23 protein-coding genes and 1 pseudogene are annotated in these 23,831 nt (G+C 56.2%); 7 read left to right on the top strand and 17 right to left on the bottom strand.

Going from position 1 to position 23,831, the window contains the following annotated elements; translation table 11 throughout:
- Positions 1-115: 115 nt before the first annotated feature.
- Positions 116-1,192, bottom strand: coding sequence for a glycoside hydrolase family 62 protein (locus tag ACZ5RI_RS07840; RefSeq protein WP_464510623.1), 1,077 nt, complete (start codon positions 1,190-1,192; stop codon positions 116-118).
- A 113-nt stretch (positions 1,193-1,305) separates the two neighbouring features.
- Positions 1,306-2,697: a hypothetical protein gene (locus ACZ5RI_RS07835; protein WP_464510618.1), complete on the bottom strand. Its 1,392-nt coding sequence runs from the start codon at positions 2,695-2,697 to the stop codon at positions 1,306-1,308.
- A 341-nt stretch (positions 2,698-3,038) separates the two neighbouring features.
- Here ACZ5RI_RS07835 and ACZ5RI_RS07830 point away from each other — a divergent pair, with 341 nt between their 5' ends.
- Positions 3,039-4,313 carry an NAD(P)/FAD-dependent oxidoreductase gene (locus tag ACZ5RI_RS07830; RefSeq protein ID WP_464510614.1) on the top strand — a complete coding sequence of 425 codons (1,275 nt, stop codon included), beginning with the start codon at positions 3,039-3,041 and terminating at the stop codon, positions 4,311-4,313.
- A gap of 70 nt (positions 4,314-4,383) precedes the next feature.
- On the opposite strand, the gene ACZ5RI_RS07825 is transcribed toward ACZ5RI_RS07830, so the two are convergent.
- Together ACZ5RI_RS07825 and ACZ5RI_RS07820 are read right to left on the bottom strand one after the other, a co-directional pair.
- Positions 4,384-5,148, bottom strand: a complete 765-nt coding sequence (locus tag ACZ5RI_RS07825; protein WP_464510610.1) for a pirin family protein — start codon at positions 5,146-5,148, stop codon at positions 4,384-4,386.
- Between the two features lie 36 nt (positions 5,149-5,184).
- Complete coding sequence (locus ACZ5RI_RS07820) at positions 5,185-5,778, bottom strand: isochorismatase family protein (RefSeq protein ID WP_464510605.1); 594 nt, start codon at positions 5,776-5,778, stop codon at positions 5,185-5,187.
- 112 nt (positions 5,779-5,890) lie between these two features.
- Between ACZ5RI_RS07820 and ACZ5RI_RS07815 the strand changes: the two genes are divergently transcribed.
- Entirely contained in the window at positions 5,891-6,796 is a 906-nt protein-coding gene (locus ACZ5RI_RS07815) for a LysR substrate-binding domain-containing protein (RefSeq protein WP_464510601.1), read from the top strand.
- A 33-nt stretch (positions 6,797-6,829) separates the two neighbouring features.
- Here ACZ5RI_RS07815 and ACZ5RI_RS07810 read toward each other — a convergent pair whose 3' ends face one another.
- From ACZ5RI_RS07810 to ACZ5RI_RS07795, 4 genes are all read right to left on the bottom strand, one after another.
- Positions 6,830-7,477: an NAD(P)H-binding protein gene (locus ACZ5RI_RS07810; RefSeq protein ID WP_464510598.1), complete on the bottom strand. Its 648-nt coding sequence runs from the start codon at positions 7,475-7,477 to the stop codon at positions 6,830-6,832.
- 125 nt (positions 7,478-7,602) lie between these two features.
- Positions 7,603-8,580, bottom strand: a complete 978-nt coding sequence (gene glk, locus ACZ5RI_RS07805) for a glucokinase (RefSeq protein WP_464510593.1) — start codon at positions 8,578-8,580, stop codon at positions 7,603-7,605.
- Positions 8,581-8,855: 275 nt separating this feature from the next.
- On the bottom strand, positions 8,856-9,746 hold the full coding sequence (locus ACZ5RI_RS07800) for an SDR family NAD(P)-dependent oxidoreductase (protein ID WP_464510590.1): 891 nt from the start codon (positions 9,744-9,746) through the stop codon (positions 8,856-8,858).
- Positions 9,743-10,333 (bottom strand): FMN-dependent NADH-azoreductase, encoded by a 591-nt coding sequence (locus tag ACZ5RI_RS07795; RefSeq protein WP_464510587.1) that lies wholly within the window; start codon positions 10,331-10,333, stop codon positions 9,743-9,745. Before ACZ5RI_RS07795 ends, ACZ5RI_RS07800 begins: the two co-directional genes overlap by 4 nt.
- A gap of 137 nt (positions 10,334-10,470) precedes the next feature.
- Between ACZ5RI_RS07795 and ACZ5RI_RS07790 the strand changes: the two genes are divergently transcribed.
- Complete coding sequence (locus tag ACZ5RI_RS07790; protein WP_464510582.1) at positions 10,471-10,857, top strand: winged helix-turn-helix transcriptional regulator; 387 nt, start codon at positions 10,471-10,473, stop codon at positions 10,855-10,857.
- Positions 10,858-10,941: 84 nt separating this feature from the next.
- Here the strand turns inward: ACZ5RI_RS07790 and ACZ5RI_RS07785 are convergent, their stop codons facing one another.
- The 6 genes and pseudogenes from ACZ5RI_RS07785 to ACZ5RI_RS07760 all read right to left on the bottom strand — a co-directional run bounded on the left by ACZ5RI_RS07785 (position 10,942) and on the right by ACZ5RI_RS07760 (position 16,314).
- Entirely contained in the window at positions 10,942-12,570 is a 1,629-nt protein-coding gene (locus ACZ5RI_RS07785; RefSeq protein WP_464510578.1) for an ABC-F family ATP-binding cassette domain-containing protein, read from the bottom strand.
- A gap of 679 nt (positions 12,571-13,249) precedes the next feature.
- Positions 13,250-14,092 carry a class A beta-lactamase gene (gene bla / locus ACZ5RI_RS07780; RefSeq protein ID WP_464510574.1) on the bottom strand — a complete coding sequence of 281 codons (843 nt, stop codon included), beginning with the start codon at positions 14,090-14,092 and terminating at the stop codon, positions 13,250-13,252.
- Between the two features lie 39 nt (positions 14,093-14,131).
- Positions 14,132-14,881 (bottom strand): subclass B2 metallo-beta-lactamase, encoded by a 750-nt coding sequence (gene bla / locus ACZ5RI_RS07775; RefSeq protein WP_464510570.1) that lies wholly within the window; start codon positions 14,879-14,881, stop codon positions 14,132-14,134.
- 85 nt (positions 14,882-14,966) lie between these two features.
- Positions 14,967-15,062 (bottom strand): annotated as a pseudogene (locus ACZ5RI_RS07770) (GNAT family N-acetyltransferase); the annotation flags it as partial.
- A 109-nt stretch (positions 15,063-15,171) separates the two neighbouring features.
- Complete coding sequence (locus ACZ5RI_RS07765; RefSeq protein ID WP_464510566.1) at positions 15,172-15,918, bottom strand: SAM-dependent methyltransferase; 747 nt, start codon at positions 15,916-15,918, stop codon at positions 15,172-15,174.
- Between the two features lie 123 nt (positions 15,919-16,041).
- Positions 16,042-16,314 carry a YjhX family toxin gene (locus tag ACZ5RI_RS07760; RefSeq protein ID WP_464510563.1) on the bottom strand — a complete coding sequence of 91 codons (273 nt, stop codon included), beginning with the start codon at positions 16,312-16,314 and terminating at the stop codon, positions 16,042-16,044.
- Positions 16,315-16,938: 624 nt separating this feature from the next.
- On the opposite strand from ACZ5RI_RS07760, the gene ACZ5RI_RS07755 reads away from it, so the two are divergent.
- The 4 genes from ACZ5RI_RS07755 to ACZ5RI_RS07740 all read left to right on the top strand — a co-directional run bounded on the left by ACZ5RI_RS07755 (position 16,939) and on the right by ACZ5RI_RS07740 (position 20,980).
- A complete protein-coding gene (locus ACZ5RI_RS07755; protein ID WP_464510559.1) occupies positions 16,939-17,862 on the top strand; it encodes a hypothetical protein in 924 nt (307 codons plus the stop codon).
- A gap of 106 nt (positions 17,863-17,968) precedes the next feature.
- Entirely contained in the window at positions 17,969-18,418 is a 450-nt protein-coding gene (locus ACZ5RI_RS07750; protein WP_464510555.1) for a YybH family protein, read from the top strand.
- Between the two features lie 61 nt (positions 18,419-18,479).
- Positions 18,480-19,043 carry a TetR/AcrR family transcriptional regulator gene (locus ACZ5RI_RS07745; RefSeq protein ID WP_464510550.1) on the top strand — a complete coding sequence of 188 codons (564 nt, stop codon included), beginning with the start codon at positions 18,480-18,482 and terminating at the stop codon, positions 19,041-19,043.
- 8 nt (positions 19,044-19,051) lie between these two features.
- Complete coding sequence (locus ACZ5RI_RS07740) at positions 19,052-20,980, top strand: alpha-L-arabinofuranosidase C-terminal domain-containing protein (RefSeq protein ID WP_464510545.1); 1,929 nt, start codon at positions 19,052-19,054, stop codon at positions 20,978-20,980.
- A gap of 7 nt (positions 20,981-20,987) precedes the next feature.
- Here ACZ5RI_RS07740 and ACZ5RI_RS07735 read toward each other — a convergent pair whose 3' ends face one another.
- From ACZ5RI_RS07735 to ACZ5RI_RS07725, 3 genes are read right to left on the bottom strand one after another with little or no spacing between them, the layout of a single operon-like run.
- On the bottom strand, positions 20,988-21,929 hold the full coding sequence (locus ACZ5RI_RS07735; protein WP_464510541.1) for a TolB family protein: 942 nt from the start codon (positions 21,927-21,929) through the stop codon (positions 20,988-20,990).
- Between the two features lie 11 nt (positions 21,930-21,940).
- On the bottom strand, positions 21,941-23,284 hold the full coding sequence (locus ACZ5RI_RS07730) for a sensor histidine kinase (protein ID WP_464510536.1): 1,344 nt from the start codon (positions 23,282-23,284) through the stop codon (positions 21,941-21,943).
- Positions 23,274-23,819, bottom strand: coding sequence for a response regulator (locus tag ACZ5RI_RS07725; protein WP_464510532.1), 546 nt, complete (start codon positions 23,817-23,819; stop codon positions 23,274-23,276). Before ACZ5RI_RS07725 ends, ACZ5RI_RS07730 begins: the two co-directional genes overlap by 11 nt.
- Between the last annotated feature and the right edge of the window lie 12 nt (positions 23,820-23,831).

Genomic DNA, 23,831 nt, shown 5'->3' with positions numbered 1-23,831 from the left:
CACCAGGATGTGAAAAAACACCCGGAATTTCACGTATGCTTAATGGGAAATGCGCACCAAAATCAGCACACTGCCCAATGGGCAGGCAGCCCCGCCTCAAAATCCCGCTGCCGCCCTATGGCGCGGTGGCCTTGCACGTGGCAAGCGTCGGCTGCGTCGTGGCGGTCAGCAGGCCGAGGCGATAGGGCAGCCGGATATAGTCGAGCCCATCATGGCCCGGTGGCAAACCCTGATAGAGAAATTGCAGCGGCTTGCAGGCATCAATCGTCATGCTCTGGTCATTGCCGTCACGCAGCAGCTCGCCATGCGACACGCCAATGGCCCAGGGCGCACCATCAAAGCGGACATTCGCCGTACCGGCGAACGGATGTTCCACCGTATCGGCCAGTGGTTGCCACGCGCCATCCAGCCGGTCGCTTTGCCAGATGCGGAAATAGCGCCCGGAAGGCCCCATCGCCTCGACCATCGTGACATAACGGTTCGCGCCCGCGATTTTATAGGTCATGCTGGCTTCAAACAATTTTTCCTTGCTATCGGACAGCACCATCACGGTCTTGCCAAAGCCGTGCGGAAAATCCTTCAGCGCGGTCTGAGATCGATAAAGATGGCCGTTATCATCGGTGTTGAACAGATAGCAGGTCTTCTGATCGCAGATGTTCCAGAAATCGAGCCAGCCGCCCCCACCGTTACGGATCACATCGGGCACGGATGCAAAAAACGGCTGCGGTGCGCTCCACGATTTAGGCTCGTCGATATTCGCTGTGGTGGAATACATCGGATCGCCACCCTGAAAAACCATGTACCACAGCTTTTGCGGCGCGAAGTAAAACACCTGTGGCGCCGCGCGATAGCCCGGCCCGATGCCGGAACGGTCCAGATAAAACACCGGTGCATCCTTGGCTTTGGCCCAGTCAGTGAAGCGGGTATAGGCCATATGCCAGCCACTTGCGCCCGCAACCGTCATGAAGACATGAAACGCACCGCCAGCGCTGACCACCGTCGGATCTTTCACGGCATAGATCTCATGGTCCGAATCCGACTTTGGCAGAATCAATGCGGGGGACGAGGTCCAGGAAAAACCCGCCGGATCGGCAGCGCCCGCAGCAACAACCAACGGGTGTGCCAGTGTAACCAGAAACGCAACACTGGCGATCCGCCGCATATAACGCAGAGCCTGATCCATTCGATGCATGTAAAAGCCTTTTGATAGCGCCCATGGTCGATTACACGCCGGATGGATGCATGCAAGCCTGTGGGCGGGCTTTTCAGATCACAAACCCGCTACACATGCCAGCAAGAAAGGCCCTATTTCGGCTGCAACGTACCGCCGCATTGTAAGGGGTATGTTTTCCCGCCCAGCCAGGCATTTTTGGCATTGGTCGCGTCATAGGTCACAGTAAAGCCGTTTCCGACAATGGTGCCGATAGCAGCGACATTCGGCAATGACAGACTTTTCAACGACGAATTCGCTTTGACGACCCATTTGCTCGGCCCATCGATGGTCAGGCTGGCGTTTTCGACTGCACCGCTCAGAACCGTGCCACCGGTCAGGGTGGCGTCAATACTGCTGATCGCATCGGCAACCAGATTGCCGTTCAGCGTTTCACCGGTTGCCATCAGGGTCAGATGGCCACCATTGGAGCCCGTGCGGCCCCAGCGGTCAGCCGACGCTTTGGCGATGATCCCCGATGCAGCCTCCACACGCACGCCGGAAAGCGTAACGGAAGCCTGATTATTGGTCACAAAAATCAGTGCGCCTTTTTTGGCGACAAAGCTGCCCCCCTTCATCTTCAGGTCCGCACCAAAACCGTGGGCATCGCCCGAGAAGCTTTGATAGAGCATAGCCCCGTTCTTGGAACCGGCCACAACACTGTCTTCAAGTGCGACGGAATTCTGCCCCTCGATCACGATAGCTTCAGAAACCAGCGCTTCCCCGGTGAGGTGGCGACCGATCAGCTTGCCGGTCGAATAGAGCATCGGAGAATCCCGCCCGGTCGTCACCAGCTTGCTGTTATCCGCGGTGATGGTGCCGCCGCCACGATCGGTGGCAATGGCCGCACCGTGGATGTTCGTCGTATAAATATCACCACGGCTGAAGCTGATGGTGCCGCCAAAGCTGGTCATGATGCCATGACCGCCATCGCCCGTGGCACGAATGGTGACATCAGCGGCCTGCACCACAGAATCTTTGCCGGTCGCGAAAAGGCCATTGGCCCCGCTGCCGCTGGAAACAACCTGCCCCTTCTGAACCAGGACTTTCCCGCCGTTACTGGCCAGCACAGCGGCATTCAGGCCCTGAAAGCTGCTCCCCTCGTTAGAAGATGTGTTGCCTGTGGTCGAGACCTGTACACCAGCAAGCGACAGATCCCCCTTGTCTTTGACCCAGATGGCCGAGGTGTCGGTCTCGCTGGACGTAAAACTTTTCCCCGACAGGCTGACCTTGCCGCCTGCCACAACATAGCTGCCTTTCAGCACAACCGGTTTGTGCATCCCACCGGGCGGGGGCCTGGCACCGGGGGGCGGCATTCCGCCCGGCCCCGGCCCACCATCTGGCGGCGGCGGTGGCATAGCGTTACCATCATCTGCGGGCGGCGGGCCCATGGGTGGTTCCTGCTCCTCCGCCAGGGCGGAAGAAGACATGCCGCCAAGGGCAAAACACAAAATCGCGGTGTGAAGGAAAAGGCGGGAACTCTTCATATTGGACACCCCGGAGAAAAACAGAAACATCAGCCAATACTATATTTGACGCACATTCTGTACGCCGGAACATCCTGCGCAAGCCGGTTCTGCACCTTAAGTTGTCACAGTTTGTCTTATTCCACCGTTTCTAAGGCCTGCTGGCAAAACATGACTTGGGGCCACAAACGAAAAGTCCCCGGGTCTTGTGGCAGCAAATCGCGCAAGCTGCCCTGCGCCTAATACACCCACTTTTTTTGCCGTTGATTTCAGCTATTTTTTCACAGAGACGAAGCTGCCATAACGGCAACAGACTTTTCGGCCAGCCAGCCTACACACCAGATTTCACAGGGGATGCAGACATGACCGTTTCACAGGCAAAACATCACATCGTCGTCGTTGGCGCGGGCTTCGGGGGGCTCGAAACGGTGTGTGGGCTGACGCAAAAAAATGTCCGCATCACGCTGATTGACCGGCGCAACCATCATCTTTTCCAGCCGCTGCTCTATCAGGTCGCGACCAGTTCACTGTCGACATCGGAAATTGCCTGGCCCATCCGCCACCATTTCCGCAAGCGGCCCGAGGTGACCACGCTGATGGCGGCGGTCACCGGCGTTGACAAGAACGCGCGCACCGTCACCCTCGATGATGGCACCACGCTGTCCTATGACACGCTGGTGCTGGCCACCGGCGCGCGCCATGCCTATTTCGGCCATGACGACTGGGAAGCCTATGCCCCCGGCCTTAAAACGCTGGAGGACGCCACCACCCTGCGCCGCCACATTCTGATGGCGTTTGAGAAGGCCGAACGTGAAACCGATCCGGTCCGGCTGGCAGCCCGGCTGACCTTTGTCATCATCGGTGGCGGCCCCACCGGGGTGGAGCTGGCCGGGGCGATTGCTGAACTGGCCCGCTCGTCGGTGCGGGAGTTCCGCAATATCAATAGCCACAAAACCCGCGTGATCCTGATCGAGGCTGGCCCGCGTATTCTGCCCGCCTTTGAGGAAAAGCTGGCCGACTATGCCAAACGCAGTCTGGAAAAACTCGGGATCGAGGTCTATCTGGGCAAACCGGTTACCGAATGTTCGCCGACCGGCGTGGTCTTTGGCGGGCAACAGCTGACCGCCAAAACCATTGTCTGGGCGGCCGGGGTTCAGGCCTCGCCCGCCGCACAGTGGCTGGATGTCGAAGCCGACCGGGCCGGGCGTATCAAAACCAACCCGGATCTTACTATTCCCGGCCATCCCGAAATCTTCGCCATTGGCGATACCGCCGCCATCAACGATGCCCGTGGCAAGCCGGTGCCCGGCATTGCCCCCGCCGCCAAGCAGCAGGGCGTATATATTGCCAAACTGATCAACAAGCGGCTGGCGCATGGCACGTCGGCAAATAAGCCCTTCCACTATCAACACCTGGGCAATCTGGCGACCATCGGCAAAAGCCTGGCGGTGATCGATTTCGGCTGGCTAAAATTAACCGGCGCGATTGCCTGGTGGATGTGGGGGCTGGCGCATATCTACTTCCTGATCGGGGTGCGCAATCGTCTGGCGGTGGCGCTAAGCTGGCTGTGGATTCACTTCCGCGATCAGCGTGGCTCGCGCCTGATCACCGATGGCAGCGCCAAACTGAAAAAATAGGGCGGCAGCAGTCCACCACATAAAAACCCCACCCGGTATCAACCGGGTGGGGTTTGTTTGCCTGAAGAATTCACCGGCTCAAGGTGCCGGTGCGCGTAACCGGGGCACGCCGGTCAATCAGGAACAATACAAGATCACTGTCGACGACCGACTGCACCCTAAGCGCGGTTTCATCGGCATCAATGGTCAGCGCGGTATGGGTGTCGGCCTGCATCTCCCCCACCCGCACACTGCCGTGGAAGACATACAACCAGCGATCAAATCCGGGAACCGATGGCAGATCGAGGCTCTTTCCCGCGGACAATCCGGCATCATAGAGATAGATCGCCTGCCGGATGTAACTCGGTGCTGCAGCCCCAGCCGGCCCGGCCAGAAGCCGCCATTGATCGGCCCTCGCCGCTTCGTCCAGACGGACAAACTGGATGTCCGGTTTGAGATCTGCCGCATCCGGACGCATGAAGATTTGCAGCATTTCGATCGGATCATTTCCGACAACGGCCTCCTCGTGAGAGAAACCACTACCGGCGTGCATCACCATCAACCGGTTACGGTCGACAACCTCGCGCGTGCCAGCCGTATCGGTGTGCTGCATGTGGCCCGATCGCAAATAGCTGATAATCTCGTCGTTACGATGCTCGTGCATCTCCACCACAAGACCGGGGTGCAGCTGGGCATGATCGATGAGGCCGAGCCCGCCAAAGCCCACATCATCCCTGCTGCCTTGGTTAAGACCTGGCCGAATACGCCGGATCTGGAACGGACCGTGCGTCCGTACCAGATGGGTCTCCGGCGCGATGATCCCAAGCGCCGGATTGGTGTTTACATCCGTAGTCATATGCATTGTACCTTGATGTGACGCGGGCCCCACCCATTACGACTGAATCGGCGGCAACACTTCGGTGAAGAGCAACTGAATGAGTTGCTGACCTTCCGGCGTAGCCCAATTCTGGGCGAGTTCCGCAATGATGGTATTGGTGGCGGTCAGAACGACGCCCGCATCCTGCATGCGGCGGCGCGACATATCTTCGGAAAGCTCATAAGGTGATCCCGAAGCATCCATGACAGCCTGTACATTGTAGCCGTCCGTCACGGCATCAATGGCCGGAAAGACCAGACAGACATCCGTCGTCACGCCAGCCATGATCAGGTTCTTACGGCCCGTCGCCTCGACGGCGGCCTTGAAGTTGGCATCGGTCCAGGCGTTGACCACACCTTCGCGCTTGACGCGATTTTTAAAAGCCTCTGGCTGAATATCCTTCAGTTCCGGCAGCAACGGCCCCTGCAGCCGATCTTCCTGACTGGAGGTCAGCACGGTCGGGATGCCAAGAATTTTGGCCATTTTGGCCAATGCCAGCGACATACGCTTGGCCTGGTTGACATCGATATTCTTGATCAGCTGCATCGTACCGACCTGATGATCGATCAGCAGAAGCGCAGAATTTTCAGGGGTAAAATACGTAGACATGGGAGGTTTCCTTAAACGGGGGCTGAGCCTCATTGCTCGCCATCATATTTACGTATGGAACAAAATGTTCGCCAGAGTTGAAATTCGCAATGTATCGTTCCATAATTGGAACATGAAAACATTCGACGACTATGACGGCCTCTCGCTTTTTGTCCGGATCGTTCAGGCGGGCGGCTTTGCATCCGCCGAGCGCGCGACGGGCATTGCCAAGGCAACGCTGTCGCGGCGGCTTTCGGCGCTGGAGCAAGCCCTTAACGTCCGACTGGCCCACCGTACCAAGAAGGGGGTCATCCTTACCGAACAGGGGCAGCAACTCTTCGACCGCAGCCGGACCGCCTTTGCGCTGGCCGAGGAAGCCGTCGCCGAGGTTCAGGACGAGAATGTAGCGCTGTCAGGCCGGGTTCGTTTGTCCCTGCCCCCCGACATGGCCAATACGGCACTGGCTCCCGCCCTGATACGTATCAAAAAGAGATACCCGAAAGTCATCATCGAAATGACACTGGCGGATCGCCGGGTATCGCTTGTCGAAGAAGGCTTCGATCTGGTGGTACGGATGGGATCGCTGATGGATACGGGCCTGATGTCCCGTAAAATCGCGACATTGCAGCGAGCGCTGGTCGCCAGCCCGGGCTTTATCGCCGCGCACCCAGCACTCGATGCACCGCAGGATCTCAAGAACCTGTCCGCGCTAGCCATCCGCCCGGATCTGACGGAATGGGAGTTATGCAACCGTGAAGGCGTCAAGGTGATCGCAATTCCCAGGATCGAGTTTGTCGCCAATCGCCAGACCATTCTGGTCAATGCGGCTATTGCGGATATCGGCATCGCCAATCTGCCCCTGTTCATGGTCAGGGATGCACTGGCGGCAGGCACACTGGTGCGCATTCTGCCAGACTGGATGCCATCGCCGATCGAGATGACAGCACTGTGGCAGAAGAACCGGATCACCGGGCGGCTGGTCAAGGCCATTGTGGCCGAGTTTACCCAAACCTTCCGGGAAGACGATCTGCAAATCTGACGGCCCCGCCATACGCCAGGACACGGGCAGATTTCAGGCGTGGGCGGCCGCGGCAATATCGGCGGCATCACGCATGTGGCGGCCATTTTCACCGTTCAGCGCCGCCTCCAGCAGCAGCTTTGCCACCGTGCCCGCCGGGCTAATGCGCAAAGCAGGCGGCAGCAGAAAACCAACCGCACCCAGAACGATCTGCCCCACATGTTCGGCCAGCCGGAACTCGGCCCGTTTGCCGCCCAGCAGGCCGGGACGGACAATGGTGAAGGATGGGAAGGCCATCCGGGCAATTGCCTCCTCCAGCTCGCCTTTGGTGCGGGTATAGCTGATCGACGAACGCGCATTAGCCCCCATCGAAGACGTGAGAGCAAAGCGCCCAGCCCCATGCGCCCGTGTCAGCTTTGCAATGGCCTGCGGCAAGTCAAAATCAACGGCGCGGAACGCTTCCTCTGAGCCCGCTTTGGCATGGGTGGTGCCCAGCGCACAGATCACGCCATCCACCGCCCACCAGTCCACATCGGTCGGCAGATGAGCGGGATCAAAGATCGGATTGAGCAACTTTGCGTGCGCGGGCAGCGGACGGCGCGTTGGCGCCACAATCTTCGTCACCCGCGCATCATCCAGCGCCTGCGCCAGAACCTGCGAACCAACCAACCCCGTAGCACCGGCAATGAGAATGCTGGACATAGATCCCCCAAAGGTTTGACGCACCCATACAGTACATCACCACGGCATAACATAAAGCCTGCGATCCATATGGATCGCAGGCTTGCATAATATTTCGCGTTTATAGCGACCCGATAAGGGATCGGTTACTTCCAGTTAAACGACTGGATAGCCGCAGCGGCAGAGCCGATCAGCGCGGTATACGGATTGACGATGATCTTGGTCGGAATCCGGCTGGTGTAGGCTTTGAAACGGCCAGCATCCTCGAACGCGCGGCGGAACGAACCCGACTGCAGCTGCTTGCTGAAGCGCGGTGCCAGACCGCCGCCGAGATAGATGCCACCCAGCGCCCCGAAGGTCAGCGCCATGTCACCCGCAAAGCGGCCATAGATGGCGCAGAAGCGATCCAGTGCGGCCACGCACAAGGGGTCAGTGCCATCCATCGCGCGCTGCGAAATTTCTTCCTGCAACAGATCTTCCGGAACCTGACCGGCGATCTCGGCCAAAGCCTTATAGATGCGGGCAAGGCCGGGGCCGGAGAGCACGCGCTCGGTCGAGACGCGGGCATAGGTCTTGCGGATGACCTTGAGCATCTCGATCTCTTCGTCGTCGACCGGGGCAAAGGTGCTGTGACCACCTTCGGCCACCAGAACCGCCGAGGAATGCACATCGCGCACCAGCGCCGCAACACCAAGCCCGGTGCCGGCACCAACGATACCGATGGTCGAATTCGGCACGCCATCCACATTTTCGCCAATGGTCTGCAGATCATCATCCGTCAGATAATCCACCGCATAGCCCAGTGCCGCGAAATCGTTAATCAGGCGGGCATGGGCAAAACCGATACCAATCAGCCCGGATTCCGAAACCACCCACTGGCCGTTGGTCAGCTTGACCTGACCATCGCGGATCGGACCGGCAATCGCGATGACAATGCCTTCGGGCTTCGGGCCCACATACTGGTCCATATAGAACTGAACCACGCTTTCGAAGGAGTCATGACCTGCACGCGGAATACTAAGCGGCGCCTGTAACTCCGGGCGTTTTCCCGTCAAATCGGCTACAGCCAGACGGGCATTGGTGCCGCCGATATCCCCAACCAGACAATACTCAATCTTCGACATACGCGTTTGTCCCATTTGTTCGAACTAATTTCGCCCCCGCAATTTACAGAGATCATCTGCTTTGTAAACGGCTGGAGGCGGGACAAAACCCCGCTGTGGCGGACCATAGCGGCACAACGTGTAGTGGAGAGGAAAGGGAAACTGTGCCATATTGGCCCCACCGCTCCGATCGGCGGCCCAGCGATTGCACAGTTTGCCCAAGCCATGTCGGGTGGCGGTATCCTGCTGGAGTATGGCGCGAGCGAGGACAACGCATAAAATTCCCCAAGCTCCCTTCAATCTGTGCAAGCAACGCCCGCCGCAGCGACAATCCCATTCGAGGCCGCCAGAAAGGCACGGATATGGTCTTCTGTCATACCTGACGACGGAAAAATCCCCTGCCCTTTGCGGTTAAAGGAAACACCATTGTATTTTTCCAGATCCGGCGAGACCAGCAGCGGCACGATATTGTCCGCAAAGCGTTCCGGGCTGGGACTGAGTAGCCCGATGATAGATTCCAGCAGACCGGAAAACAGCTTCCGATGCCCCATAAAATTGCTGCGGATGTTCGTCTTAATCAAGCCGGGATTGAGACCAAAGATTCGGATTTGCGGGTAGCGACCAGCCGCATCCAGCACCAGCATTTCGTTCCCGGCGACCGTATTCATATGCGCAGCCATGGCGCTGTAGGATTTTTCCGCATTCAGATCATCATAAGCCCCGATCTGACCAGTACCGGGATAGCCCATGATAAAGACACGCGGACGCAGGGAACTGTTTTTACGCGGTTTCAGGCGCGGGGCGATTTCTCGCAGAATGACCAGACGGCTGAGATAACTCACTGCCAGATCGCGCTCGATCCCTTCGCGGGTTTCCTGCCGCTGGGGCGCCGCGAAAATACCGGTCGTAAACACCACCAGATCAAGATCTTCTGCTGGTAATGCCGCGGCAACGCGCCTTGCTTCCTGCATCAGGCTGAGATCTGCCGGCACGAATGTCAGACCGGAAACATTTGCATCACGAAAAGTCTGCCCGACGACGGTAACCGAAGCCCCGCGCGCCGTCAGTTGACGGGAGATCGCACGACCAAGACCGCCGGTGCCACCGATAACCGCAGCCTTCACACCTGCCAGATTGATTGCATCTGTGCCGACACGGTTCCAGATGATGTCAGGGTTGATTTTCATAACGCCCTCACCTTTGCGCTGGCGCGCGACAGGGCTGCCGCCATTTCATCCTTACCAAACGCACCGCCTTCAATCCGGATGGTTTCGATGTCGGAAATGCCAAACAGGCCCAGAATGGCGTGCATATAGCTAACGGCGTGATCCATCGCCTTCATCGGGCCATCGCTGTAAATGCCGCCACTGCCAGCAACGAGGATAACCTTCTTACCCTTAAGCAAGCCTTCAGGGCCGCTCGGCGTATAGCGAAACGTCTTATGCGCGCGGGAAACATGATCGATCCACGCCTTCAGGACCGACGGGATACCAAGATTGTACATCGGCACCTCGATGACAAAGATATCGCTGGCGAACAGCTCGTCGATCAGACGGTTGGACAGTGCCAGTTCCGGCGCATCAGGATTTCCGGCAAACATCGCCCCGACGAAATCAGGGCTGATATGCGGCAGCGGTTCCTTAACCAGATCGCGTTCAATGACCTTGGCATCGGGATGTTTCGCCAACAGACGCGCAAGGGTGTCTGCCCCGATCTGACGGGTTACCGAGCCTTGCAGGTTGCTGCTGGAAGATATGTGAAGAAGTGTAGTCACGTTGAATTTCCTGACATTGGGGGCGCGTAGGCAGGAAGATGCCGGTACGCCAGTTTTTGAGTTACCAAAGGTTATGTGGTATATATTAGTAACCCACGGACCATGTGCAAGAAGGCACAACAATATCAGGTAGTTACATGCGTGTTAGCAGCAAACCGGCCCCGCAGCATAATTCGGCACGGTGCCATGCCATCCGGGACATGCTCAGCCTTGTCGGCGACAAGTGGAGCATTCTGATCATCGCCATGCTGGAGGATGGCACCAAACGCTTCAGCGAATTGCAAAATGCCGTCGAAGGCATTTCGCAACGCATGCTGAGCCGAACACTGCGGGAGCTGGAACGCTATGGGCTGGTCACCCGCACGGTCGAACCAACCGTGCCACCCAGCGTCTATTACGCGCTGACCGAACAAGGCCGCACACTGCTGGTGCCTGCCAAAGCCCTCGCCGAATGGGCGCTGGATCACTATGCCCAGACCGAAGAAGCCAAAGCGCGATATGATGCGAAGATGGAAGGGGCGTAGCGGACAAGACGACGGCGCGCAAGCAAGGCTTACGCGCCGCAGTATGTCAGTTCCACGCGACGGTATTTTGCCGCCACCAATCCGCTAACCGTTGGGGTGCAGGCCCGGAGCTTCCTGACCGGTCTGGGCAACATATTCGGTGTAACCGCCGCCATACTGGTGAATACCATCCGGCGTCAGTTCCAGCACCCGGTTGGACAGCGCGGCGAGGAAGTGGCGGTCATGCGAAACGAACAGCATGGTGCCTTCGAATTCCGCCAGCGCGGCGACCAGCATTTCTTTGGTTGCCATGTCGAGATGGTTGGTTGGTTCGTCCAGCACCAGAAGGTTTGGCGGATCAAACAGCATTTTAGCCATGACAAGCCGCGCCTTTTCACCGCCGGACAGCACGCGACAAGGCTTCTCGATATCGTCACCGGAGAAGCCGAAGCAACCAGCCAGCGTGCGCAGCGTGCCCTGCCCGGCCTGCGGAAAGGATTCGCTTAAGGACTCGAAAACCGTATCGTCGCCGTCTAACAAATCCATGGCGTGCTGGGCGAAATAGCCCATCCGGACATTGCTGCCGATGGTCACGGTGCCCTGATCGGGGGTGGTCGCACCAGCGGCCAGCTTCAGCAGCGTGGATTTTCCCGCACCATTGGCCCCCAGAATGCACCAGCGTTCTTTACGGCGCACCATAAAATCCAGCCCGGTATAGATCGGCTGGCTGCCATAGGCCTTGTGTACCCCTTTGAAGTTCGCCACGTCATCGCCCGACCGTGGCGGACTGCGCAAGTCGAACTGAACCGACTGACGACGCCGGGGCGGATCAACCCGTTCGATCTTATCCAGCTTCTTCACCCGGCTCTGAACCTGCGCCGCATGCGAGGCCCGCGCCTTGAAGCGCTCGATAAATTTGATTTCCTTGGCGAGCATTGCTTGCTGGCGTTCAAATTGCGCCTGACGCTGACCTTCGCTTAAAAGCCGCTGTTGCTCGTAGAAATCATAATTGCCGGAATAGGTCGTGAGCGAACCGCCATCGATCTCGACAATTTTGCCCACAATGCGGTTCATGAACGCGCGGTCATGCGATGTCATCAGCAGCGCGCCGTCATAGTCTTTGAGGAACGCTTCCAGCCAGATCAGACTTTCCAGATCAAGATGGTTACTCGGCTCGTCCAGCAGCATGGCATCGGGGCGCAGCAACAAAATTCGCGCCAATGCCACACGCATTTTCCAGCCGCCGGAGAGCGCGCCGACATCGCCATCCATGCGCTCCTGGCTGAAGCTGAGACCGGCGAGAACCTCACGCGCCCGCGCCTCCAGCGCATAACCATCCAGTTCCTCGAAACGGCCCTGCACCTCGCCATAGCGCTCAACAATACTATCCATATTGTCGGCCTGATCGGGATCGACCATCGCGGCCTCAAGGCTGGCCATCTCGGCAGCCAGTGCACTCACGGGGCCGACGCCATCCATCACCGCCGCAACCGCACTCTGGCCCGACATTTCGCCGACATCCTGGCTGAAATAGCCGATCGTCTTGTCGGGATCGACCGACACCTGCCCATCGTCGGGCGGGCTTTCCCCGGCGATCATGCGAAAAAGTGTCGTCTTGCCCGCGCCATTCGGCCCGACAAGCCCAACCTTCTCCCCCTTCTGAATACCCATCGACGCATCGATGAACAGGATTTGATGGCCGTTCTGCTTACAGATGTTATCAAGACTGATCATGGCGCTTTACTACCGGGAAAGCCGGTAAAAGCAATACCATCCCATCAAAATTATGGCGCGGAAGCAGGGATTAAGCACCTTTAAAATATCTCGATATTGGCCCCATTGCACCTCGCGGGCTTAAGCGCGTTCGCAACTAAAATTGGTCCGCCGGACCAATTTTCCGCAAAGAGGACTTATGTCCGCTTTGCGTCGTTACTCACTCCCACTCGATAATTAACAGCACAACTAACTATATGATATTAAAACAAAATAAATATTTTCAAGCAACAGAATACCGTCACACCTACCGAGGAAATAATCCTATTTTGAAATCATTGTACTTTTCTGACTTCGCCCGACGGCTCACATATCGCCATCTATCGCCAAGCGTACTGTAAAAGGCAAAGTAGCATCAAACCAGCAAATGAGCCGTTTGCAAATCAATCGTACAACCCCGCACCTCTGTTTGCCATGCAACGAAATGCGTTACTCAATCAGCTATCGGCAAACAACAGGCCGAACGGTTCGTTTTCCACGCAAACCAACCCATCAAAGGGTTATCTATTGCCACACACGCAAACTGCTCATCAGGAGTTTAAAGCTGCACTGGTTTATTCCATGCAGCTTGGATCAGGTAACAAACCTGGCGATGGGACGGCGGCGAACAGGTGCTCGTTCAGGCATTCGCACGCCTGAGCTACAGGAATGCCTGAACGATAATCTGCCCCACTTGCGCGATCAGCGCGTCTGACTTCTCGTCCGGCAGGGTCACGCCGTCGGTGTAGACCGACACGAGTATCGGACCCTGCCCCGGCGGACGCAGCAGGGCGATGTCATTGCGCACCGTATAACTCGTGCCGGTCCTGTCCGCGACCCTCCAATCCTTGGGAATACCGGCCCGCAAACGCTTCAGGCCCGTTGTCTCCGATACCATCCAGTCCTCGAGCTTTTGGCGCGAAGCGTCCGTTAGCACATGCCCCAACAGAATGGACTGCAGGTCGTTTAGCATTGCGGCTGGCGTGGTGGTGTCGCGAAGATCGCCAGAGCCTACGAAGTTGAGGTCCGGCTCATAGCGATCCAACCGGCTCATGCGGTCACCGATCGTCCGCGCAAAGGCCGTCCACGCCTCGGGCCCGCCCAAAGACGCCAGCAGCAGATTGGCGGCGGTATTGTCGCTGGCTTGCAGTGCCGCTTGCAATAACGCGAGAACGCTCATGCCGCCAATATGCTGCGAAGTGATGGGAGAGGTTATAACGATATCGCGCTGACCAAAAGGGATGATGCGGTTCGGATTCTCCAATTCGGCATCAATGCGGGCGAATACGGCTGCCGACAGCAGGAATTTTAACGTGCTGCATAACGCAAACCGCTCCTTGGCACGGTGGCTCAGCCGCCGCCCGGTCTGTGTGTCCAGCGCCGCGATGCCAAGCCGACCATCACTGCGTCGTTCAACATCGCTAAAGAGATCGTCCGCCGCCAAGGCACTCGCAAATGGAAAAAGGGTTACGCCAACAAGCAGGTCGCGCCGGGAAAATGTCATACGGGGTATCTCCATGACCGTTTGAACCAAAACCGCTTTTCACTTTTTGTACCACGTCAGCATATCCAAAAAGCTATCAATCAGATCGGCCTTCTGTATGGCGTCGTAATGCCCGGCAATGATGATATCGATGGGCAGATGTAACTCTTTCAGATTCTGCAACGTCCTAGGGTATTCAACGAGATCGGCGCCGTCCATGTTGCCAAGATGGGGTTTCAGGGCACAGCCGCCGTAGAGTATTCCCTCCTTGGGGAACCAGACGAAAATGTCATCAGGCTTGTGCGAAGGGCCAAGATATAACGCCTGGATCGCACCACCTTGCAGTTCGAAATTGCCGGGATAGGTCGTGTCGGGCAGAATAATCGGAACATTCGGATAGTCACGTACAAACACTTGGGTTTTCTTGATCTGGGCCGCGCCTTCCTTTTCCAGAAGATCGCGTGTCAGGACGGTAGAGATGATCTTCGCCCCGATTTTCTTGAAGTACGCGTTGCCACCGAAGCGGTCGGGATCGTGATTGGTGTCGACGACTTCGGTGATTGGCAGCGGCGTTACTTTCTGGATTTCCCGGACGAGCGCTTCGGCGGTTTGCGGGGTCATGGTCGCGCCAACGACAGTGACATAACCTTTGCCAATATAGACGACTGAGTTTTCGTGAAGGTAGGTATCGTCCTCGACGAGATACACACCGCCCTTGAGCGGCGTGAATTTAAGAACTGGCGCGGTTACAGAAAATGCGGGCGCCAGTAATATGGCCGCCATCGCGAAGCTGGCAAAACAACGTTTCATGACAACCTCCAGAAACAGTATAAAACCTCTCTTCGCCTTTTCGCGGAATGGCTGAAAGCCCCCCCCCTATCTCAGGAGTAGAACATAGCATTTTCATCAGGTACTTCGGAGGCTCCTCAAACCCTTGGCGAAAATAAAACTTATGGGCTTGCAATCGCCGTGTGTGGCAATGCACTTCGATCGACATAGGGTTGGCAGTATAGCGCCACGGTTAAATGTGAAAACCTGCTTTCGTGAATTGCGCTAATACGAACGTGCATAGGTCATGACCTATGCACGTTCGTCACACATCACCGCGACATGAGCGCGAACACACCCCAGCCCAGGTATTCACGGCTGTACCTGGCATAGCGCTCGGCCGCCGAAGTCAGTTCGGCCCGAACCTCTTTCGCGAAGTCATCGCCGGGATTTGTTTCGAGCCATCGGCGCATCGTGAGCCACTTAGCGGCTTCGTACCGATCCCAGCTGTCTTGGTCTGCCAGAACCATTTCCACGACGTCGTAGTCGAAGTTGCCGAAAGAGGCGAGAAGTTCCGGAAGCAAGAGAAAGTCCGAGATGGCACCGGCGCGGCATCCCTTGGCGACCTCCTCCGTCGGCGGCAAACGCAGCCAATATGGTTCGCCGATGAGGATGATCCCTCCCGGACGGAGGCTCCTGGCCAGAAGCTCGATGATACCACCGACACCCCCACCGATCCACGTGGCACCGACACAGGCTGCCACATCGGCCTTTTCGTCGGCGACAAAACCGGCAGCGTCGGCGTGGATGAACACGACCTGATCGGCAACGCCGAGTTCGTCCGCGCGGCGTTTCGCTTGTTCGGTGAACAACGGGCTCATGTCGATACCAGTGCCGCGAATTGCGTAATCGCGGGCCCAGGTACACAGCATCTCGCCCGAACCGCTACCGAGGTCGAGCACACGGGTCCCCGGTTTCAAACGCAACGCCGCGCCTAGAGTGGCGAGCTTTTCCGGCGTGAAGGGATCATGGATGCGATGCGCACTTTCGGTAATGGTGAAAATCCGTGGAATGTCCACTGCAGGTACTCCTTTGTAGGCATGGGATTGCGCCTCGGTTCCGCTAGAATGGGGCGCAGTGGGAAGGGTTTCGGTAAGGGATTTGCCGATTGTCGGGATGTCGCCTGGGGGGGGCATCGCGTATCAGCATGTCGCGTACCCTTGGTTGTCCAATTGCGGGCGAACCGTCGCGCGGCCAAGTGCGGATATGCGATACGGGCTGCCCGAGCGGGATTCGATCAACCGCTTGCGCCGCAATCGGTTGAATACAGCCAGATCGCAGTCCGCGAGTATCATCCCTTCTCGAGTGACGCAGATGATGGCAGTGATTTTGTTGCCTTCGCCGCGCTCGTGCAGGATGCAGCCGCCAAGGGCAAGAACGTGCAACGCACGTTGTTCGTTACGTGAGATATTCATGAGTGTCTCGTATGACAGACGTGAAAAGACTACCGGGAGGCATAGCCACCCAGCGATTTCAAAATCACGTGGCTCTCTGACGTTTAGAGAGCCTTGTCACACAAGCCCTAACATCCAATCTCCATTAGGCGTGCAGCGGTAGATATCGTCGAACGCCATCACTTATATACGTGTCTGCCATTCCTGACACAACTGTAAAAGCCTCCCCGAAAACCGACGTCCGACAGCTCAGTTATGTACGTTGAAGTTGCGGTCAAGCAGGCCTCGTAACATTTCAGGATGGAGAGATTACAGAGATAGCCCTTGCCCAATTTATGTCCTCGATTATGTGGAAACGGCGCGAATAATGTGTCCGAATCCGGACGCCTCTGCCGGGCACATCGTTGGGGAATGCTGTAACTCTTTGATACAGCAAGTTTTTATTATGCCGCGACCACCGTTATACTGATTGCGTCCAGGCAGTCTCATGCCCCGACGGTCTGGCCGGCAAAATCGAACCATCGCGGAGGTATCGCAAGCGCATCCCTCCCCCATAAGCGTTATCGGTACGCCGCGGTGGTTACCGGCATCGGACACGACGACGTAATCGGAGCCGCCACAATCGTAAGGAAGGATACCTCGGCCGTGAATAAGAAACACTTTGCATACTTCCTCACCATGGCGGCTTTTTTAGCCCCTCCGCTCTATGCTCAAGAAAGTTTTTGGAACAGTCCAGATGCGTACCTGGGCCAACCCCGTCCGACCGATACGCCGAAGATATTCGCACCGAACCTCATGACGGATAGCGGCACTTTTGTCATGGGGAGGATCGCATTTTCCCATGATGGCAAGGAAATCTATTACGTCCAAAGCGACTCGTGGGAGGGCGCACAGCACTTCAGACCATTAAAAATGTTGAAATATACGGACCATCACTGGAGCAAGCCGGTCATTATCAATGAGAAATTCCTCCAACCGACTTTGTCGATGGATGACAGCGTATTGTATTTCAGGAAAGCCGACGTGGCAGGAAACAACATGAACAACGTTTGGCAATCGCACAGAACAAGCGATGGTTGGAGCGCACCCGCACCATTCCTTGAGAAAACTTACGGGGTCTACGATTTCATGCCAACGGCTAGCGGGAATTTTTATGTCGGCAGCGACCCCAGCCCGGAGGACGTTAGAAACGGCAGCACTTATGTTTACAGCCTGCTGACGTTTTCCAACGGAGACGCCCGCGTCAAAAGCCTCGGTCGCCCGCTCAATGGACCAGGCTTCAATGGCGACCTTTTTATAGCGCCGGATGAATCCTATATGATTGTCAGCGCCAACGAGACCAAGGATTACGAAAGTGAACTATATATCTCCTTTCGAAAGCCCGATCTAACATGGACGGCACCCGTAAGCCTCGGATCGTCGATCAACAACGGCGTCGCCCACCGCTGGGGACAATATGTGACACCGGACCAAAAATATCTTTTCTATACCCATGGCACAAGCGAGAAGGATTGCGCACTCTACTGGGTCCGCTTCGACACACTGCTGGAAAAACTCAGGCAAAAGTAAGTTCCGACGCCTCACGCGGCATCATAAATCGATTGGTATTGCCTCATAAGATAATTACGCCTGCACCTTGGTTACTCATCGAGATAATCGAAAGGGAGTAATAATCGTGAAATATACATTTCTCGGTATTATTATAGTTATACTGATAGTTCCGAGTGCGGCGCAAACCCCAGGCAGAACCAATTCCGACATCCGCAGAGTTATCGCATCCTACCAAGCAGCTTTGAATGACGGGAAAGTCACTAGCCTTACACAGTTGTTCGCAGAGGACGGAGTTGCCATGCTGCAGGGGACACCGCCCCATATTGGGGGCGTGTCACTGCATAAAAACTACGATGAACTGTTCAGGACGTTGCATTTTGATCTCGTTTTTTCCATCGCCGAGATTGTGCAGGTCGCGCCAGAATGGATATTCGTCCGCACATCATCACAAGGAAAGGTGAATATCCTTGCGAATAATAACGTAGTCCCATCGTCCGGTCAGGAATTGTTCCTGCTTGAAAAGCGGAATGGCGAGTGGAAAATCGCCCGTTACGCGGCGTCATCAACAAAATGATCATATGGCCAAGCCGTTGTGATGTAACATGAATAGTCTGGCACAAAATTATAGATAAAAAATGCTTAAACCTCGGTATCATCATGGCGATCTCAGAAACGCATTGCTGTCTGCGGGCAGCGATATTCTGAAACAAGGTCCGCCATCCGAACTCAGCTTGCGTGAGATGGCACGTCGTGCCGGGGTCAGTCATGCCGCGCCCTACCGGCATTTTCCCAGTTTCACATCATTGCTGGTTGCGCTTGCCGAAGAGGGATTTATTGAGCTTCGCGCCGAAATATCCGCTGTCGCCACACTTCCAGAAAATACGATGGACAGGATTAGCGGTATTGGAGAAGCATATACGCAATTTGTCGTTCGCCAACCAGCCCTGACACGGTTGATGTTCGGCTCCCAGATAGCCAATCGCGAGGCGTATCCGCAATTAAGCAAGGCGGCGGAAGCTATCGGTACGGAAATCGGTATCGTGCTGAACGATGGCTCCGCCGGGTTCACAGTCTGGGCCGCGCTTCACGGCGTCACTATGCTGATCCTGGAAAACGTCATCGATACCGATCAATGCCGCATTGGCCTTGACGCGCTACCATCCCGTGCGCAGATCATGCTGCACCGTCCGTTTTGCTGAGAGGAAAAATGCGGCGTTTTGCGACGTACATTATGATGCTAATTATTATGTCAGCGGCAAGTCCCGCCCAGCAAAACACCACTATCGACCTGACGGTGCGGGCCGACAAACCCGGCGCATCGATCGCTCCGACGATGTGGGGAGTGATGATCGAGGATTTGAACTTCTCTGTGGATGGCGGACTTTATGCCGAACTGGTGAAAAACCGCTCGTTCGAATTTCCCGACCCGATGACGGGCTGGCGACAAACCGCGCCCGGCGATATCGAAATTCTGACCTCCAATCCGTTCGGCGCGGCACAACCGCATTATCTGCGAATGACGGCCGGTGCGAGCGTATCGAATGAAGGGTTTCGCGGCATTGGTGCGCGCGCGCATGAGGGCTATGTCTTCACAGCTAGGATACGCGCCGCTTCCGGGCATCCAATACTCCGGTTGGAATTAGTGGGCAGCGACGGTCATCAGTTGGCGGCAGCAAAAGTAAAAAGAATTTTCCCCGGATGGGATAAATATACCGCCGTGCTGCAACCGAGCGCAACCGATGCCAAAGCCAGGCTAAACCTTATCGTCGAAGGAACCGGAGCCGCCGATCTCGACCAAGTGTCGCTGTTTCCCCGGAGAACGTGGCGCAACCGGCCGAATGGATTGCGCGCAGACTTGATGCAGATGATCGCTGATCTCAAGCCCGGCTTTGTCAAGTTCCCTGGCGGCTTCGCCACCGAAGGACGCGGGCTCGATAGTCGATACCCGTGGAAACAAACGATAGGCGATATCGCTGAACGTAAGCCCGCGAGCAATCCCTGGAGTAAATTCTCACCCCGCCCCCTACCCGATTACCATCAATCCTTTGGATTGGGTTTCTACGAGTATTTTCAACTCAGCGAGGATTTAGGCGCAGCACCGCTGCCGGTGCTGAACCCAGGCATGGCGGCTAACTTCACCGGTCAAACTGTGCCGCTCGACCAGCTCGGCCTCTACATTCAAGAGGCGCGCGACCTGATTGAATTCGCCAATGGTTCTCCAGACAGCGAATGGGGTGCCAAACGCACCGCGATGGGACATTTGAAGTCGTTCGGCCTCAAAATGCTGCGTATTGGCAACGAACAGAGCGGTTCAGGTTACATCGAGCGCTATCGGAAATTTGCCGCGGCGCTGGCAGCGCATTCGGAAATTATACTGATTGGCGGCGCCGGGCCCACGCCGAAAGGCGCGGATTTCGATTCCACCATGCAGGCTTTGCGCGGCATGAAAACGGCCATTGTCGATATCCACAGTCACAATCAACCGGACTGGTTCTACACCGCTGCCACGCGCTTCGACGCCGTAGACCGGGACGGACCGAAAATCATGATGGGCGAATGGGCAGCGCACAGTGAACCCGGCCTGATAAATGCGAACAACCATAACAATCTGGCGATGGCCCTAGCAGAAGCTGCGTTTATGACCGGATTGGAGCGCAATGCCAATCTGGTGGTAATGTCTTGTTATGCACCGCTGCTCGCCAATGCCGATGCCTGGCAGTGGAAGCCATCGCTGATCTGGTTCGATAGTTTACGTGTCTTTGGCACGCCGAGCTATTACGCGCAGATGCTGTTCGGGCAGAACCGGGGCGACGTAGTGTTGCCGATCCAATCGACAAGCGGTTTGCACAAACTTTATACCAGCGCCATACGCGACACAAAACGCAGTGAAATCATCGTAAAAATCGTCAACCCGTCGCCCGAAAAGGGTATCGTGCGGATCGCCTTGGCAGGTGCGCGAATAGTTGCGCCTGGGCGCGTGACTGTATTAACCAGCGCCAATCCGGCCGACGAAAACTCATTCGCAGCACCCAAGAAAGTCTTCCCCACATCGGAGAAAATTTCCGCCGCAGATATGATGCTTAATTACACCGTCAAGCCGAATTCACTGACCGTCGTGCGTCTGCCGGTTCGCTAAATGGTGCTTATCGCAGCGTATCCACGATGCGGGCGGAGACCCAGAAAATTTGTGACGGTTCGTCTGTCTTGAACGCTTTTCTGCGCGTGAAGAGCAGATATTTGCCGTCTGGCGTCAGTGAGGGTGCCATTTCCCATCCCGAGGTATTGATGTCCGGCCCCATGTTGCGCGCTACCGACCACTCGCCGTGCGGGTTGCGGAAGCTGATGTAAAGATCGTGCTCGCCATAACCACCCGGGCGGTTGGAATGGAAGATCAGATAACTCTCGTCGGGCGCAATAAGCGGATCGCAGTCGTTGTATGCCGTATTGATGGTGTCCGGTAATTTTTTGACTGTTTTGTACTCTCCGTTTTCAGGTACGGCGCGGAAAAGATCGGCACGCAACCTGCCGCCATCGCGCTCCGAACAGAAATACATAACCCCTTTGCGGGTGAGCGAGACGTGCCATTCGCTCGCCAGCGTATTAATGGGAGACGGCAGCAAGTGCGGCCGCCCCCATCCGTCAGCTATCTTATCCGCATAATAAATATCCGAATGCCAGGGAATATCTTTTGGCGGCATAATCGCCGTAAAAAAAATTCTGCGGCCGTCATCGGTGACGAACGGCTCGCCTTCCCACTTCTCGTTGACGAGCTTTAGTATGCGGACTTGCGAAGGATTCCGCGCGGAAACCATGCGCATCCCACTGCTTTGCCATTCCCTGTCCGTGACGGCATAGATGAATTCGTCTCCCGCCTCGTTGAAGCTTTGATAGCCTGGATAGGCATTGTCCCCATAAAGAAGATTGGCGGCAAAAACTTTTGGCTTCAGGCCGGGCAAATCGGCGTCAAATTTCAGATAGCCATCACGGTGCGCGGGTTCCTGGGCGTTCCGCTCCGACGTCATGACATTTTCTCCACCGCAGCCGGAAAGCAGTAGGGCATCGGTTATCAACACAAGAAAGATCATACGCGTAGAATTCACTTTTCCGTATCCTCCATGCAACCAAGCGCCAAAGGTAACACAATCCGGAAAACTGTACCGCGTGGGGTGTTTGTGCTGACCTCGATTTGTCCGCCATGCGCCATTGCAATCTGACGGGCAAGGCTGAGGCCAATGCCGGCGCCGTTCGACTTAGTGGTAAAGAAAGGAACAAAAACGTTGTCGATCTGTGCCGGTGATAATCCGCAACCGTTATCTGCAATCGCAATAACGACCTGATGATTTTTAACCGTACAAGAAATAAAGATCTCTGGATTAACCCACGCCGCCACCGCATCAAGCGCATTTTTAATCAGGTTGATCGCCGCCTGAGACAAGAGATCGATATCTGCATGTACAATCATGTCCGGAGGTTCGACCTTGCTACTATAGGTGACATTTCTCTCTGTCATAACGGCACGCATCAACCCATCGATACTCGCCACGAAATCCGTCATAAGGATCGGTTGAAGCCTTGGCGGCGGCAGTTCGGAGAATTGTCGATAGCGTTCGACAAAATTCATCAATCCTTGGCTGCGCCGACCTATGGTTTCAATGGCATCCGCAACGTCAGGACCGGAAACACCATCCGTACCGGGTGGATTTTTAAGATGGGCGATCAAGCTTTCAGAAAGCGATGCTATTGGCGTCAGCGAATTCATCATCTCATGGGCAAGGACCCGGGCCATATCCTGCCAGGCTTTCAGTTCCACCGCATCAAGTTCGCCGACGACGCTTTGCAGCGCGATCATGCGGTAGGGCATAGAACTAGGCAGCGCGAAGTGAGCTGCCGAGGCCAATATTTGTTTTCCATTCACCAGTTTGACAATTTTATGCATACCTGGGTTCAAGGCGAGGAGCTCTTGCGCCGCCGCAGAGCCTATGGAAGCAATGGCGGACAGATCGCCTGCTTCTTCGCCTGCCAATGCCCGCGCCGCTCGATTGGCAAGCGTCATTTCTCCATCCGGAGATACGACGATTAGTGCCGCCGTTATGCTATCCGTTAGCGCTTGTAGATATTCAATTTGTCTCGCTTGGTGGCGGCGCTCCTCTTGGAGAGAAATAACGGCTGTCTCAATACCCCGACCACCCCACGCGGGAATATCCGGTGCGCCCGCCAGCGCGTTGTTCATAAACTGTACAATAGGCGCTTCCAGCCGTGCGATCGACATGCAAAGGCTGGCGATGGTCATCGCCGCGAACCCGACAAGCACCAGCGACGTTGCGTAGTAATGCGTCGTCGCCAAGAGGTGAACGACCGCAACTGCCAGCATGGCAATGACGACGGCATGCAGGGCAATGCCGAGCGAAAGGTTGAGAGGAGCGGGAAGCCTAAAGATCATATTTTTCCATGCGACGGTAAAGTGCGGGACGGCTTAAGCCAAGGGCAGCGGCGGCCTGAGCGATATTACCAGCGTGACGTTCGAGTGCGCGCACAATGGTGGCACGCTCAATTTTGTCCAGACCGAGATCGTTTCCCTCTCGCGTGCTACATGTCCGCTCGGCGGCTGCATGAACGGAAGCAATCAATTTTTCGTTCTTCCATGGCTTTAGAATGAAATCAAAAGCGCCTTGTTTGAGAGCTTCCACCGCCAGCGACACGGCACCATAGGCGGTCATCAATATGACCGATAAAGCCGGATCGGCGTTGCGGATATACTGTAAACCGTTCAGCCCGTCGCGCCCAGAATGGTCGCCGAGCACAAAATTCATGTCCAGTAATACGACATCAAAACGATGCTCGGATATTTCATGCGCAAGAGCATCCGGCGACGTTGCAAAATCTACATCCTCCACATGTGCGGCCAACGCAAAACGCGCCGCTCGTTGCACATCGACATCGTCTTCGACAATCAAAACTCGGCGAACTTTTTCCATGTCTCAGTTTAC

Source organism: Micropepsis pineolensis, from assembly GCF_055392125.1.
Note: the sequence above shows the minus strand (reverse complement) of the source record. Positions and strands in the feature narration are given on the sequence as shown.

Bases quoted from the DNA above. Each gene is read 5' to 3' on its own strand.
- ACZ5RI_RS07760 (WP_464510563.1), bottom strand. From the start codon at position 16,314: ATGAATATCTCACGTAACGAACAACGTGCGTTGCACGTTCTTGCCCTT.
- ACZ5RI_RS07800 (WP_464510590.1), bottom strand. From the start codon at position 9,746: ATGAAAATCAACCCTGACATCATCTGGAACCGTGTCGGCACAGATGCA.
- ACZ5RI_RS07785 (WP_464510578.1), bottom strand. From the start codon at position 12,570: ATGATCAGTCTTGATAACATCTGTAAGCAGAACGGCCATCAAATCCTG.
- glk (WP_464510593.1), bottom strand. From the start codon at position 8,580: ATGTCGAAGATTGAGTATTGTCTGGTTGGGGATATCGGCGGCACCAAT.
- ACZ5RI_RS07830 (WP_464510614.1), top strand. From the start codon at position 3,039: ATGACCGTTTCACAGGCAAAACATCACATCGTCGTCGTTGGCGCGGGC.
- ACZ5RI_RS07740 (WP_464510545.1), top strand. From the start codon at position 19,052: ATGCGGCGTTTTGCGACGTACATTATGATGCTAATTATTATGTCAGCG.
- ACZ5RI_RS07840 (WP_464510623.1), bottom strand. From the start codon at position 1,192: ATGCATCGAATGGATCAGGCTCTGCGTTATATGCGGCGGATCGCCAGT.
- bla (WP_464510574.1), bottom strand. From the start codon at position 14,092: ATGACATTTTCCCGGCGCGACCTGCTTGTTGGCGTAACCCTTTTTCCA.
- ACZ5RI_RS07825 (WP_464510610.1), bottom strand. From the start codon at position 5,148: ATGACTACGGATGTAAACACCAATCCGGCGCTTGGGATCATCGCGCCG.
- ACZ5RI_RS07725 (WP_464510532.1), bottom strand. From the start codon at position 23,819: ATGGAAAAAGTTCGCCGAGTTTTGATTGTCGAAGACGATGTCGATGTG.
- ACZ5RI_RS07810 (WP_464510598.1), bottom strand. From the start codon at position 7,477: ATGTCCAGCATTCTCATTGCCGGTGCTACGGGGTTGGTTGGTTCGCAG.
- ACZ5RI_RS07835 (WP_464510618.1), bottom strand. From the start codon at position 2,697: ATGAAGAGTTCCCGCCTTTTCCTTCACACCGCGATTTTGTGTTTTGCC.
- ACZ5RI_RS07820 (WP_464510605.1), bottom strand. From the start codon at position 5,778: ATGTCTACGTATTTTACCCCTGAAAATTCTGCGCTTCTGCTGATCGAT.
- ACZ5RI_RS07745 (WP_464510550.1), top strand. From the start codon at position 18,480: ATGCTTAAACCTCGGTATCATCATGGCGATCTCAGAAACGCATTGCTG.
- ACZ5RI_RS07730 (WP_464510536.1), bottom strand. From the start codon at position 23,284: ATGATCTTTAGGCTTCCCGCTCCTCTCAACCTTTCGCTCGGCATTGCC.
- ACZ5RI_RS07735 (WP_464510541.1), bottom strand. From the start codon at position 21,929: ATGATCTTTCTTGTGTTGATAACCGATGCCCTACTGCTTTCCGGCTGC.
- ACZ5RI_RS07790 (WP_464510582.1), top strand. From the start codon at position 10,471: ATGCGTGTTAGCAGCAAACCGGCCCCGCAGCATAATTCGGCACGGTGC.
- ACZ5RI_RS07815 (WP_464510601.1), top strand. From the start codon at position 5,891: ATGAAAACATTCGACGACTATGACGGCCTCTCGCTTTTTGTCCGGATC.
- bla (WP_464510570.1), bottom strand. From the start codon at position 14,881: ATGAAACGTTGTTTTGCCAGCTTCGCGATGGCGGCCATATTACTGGCG.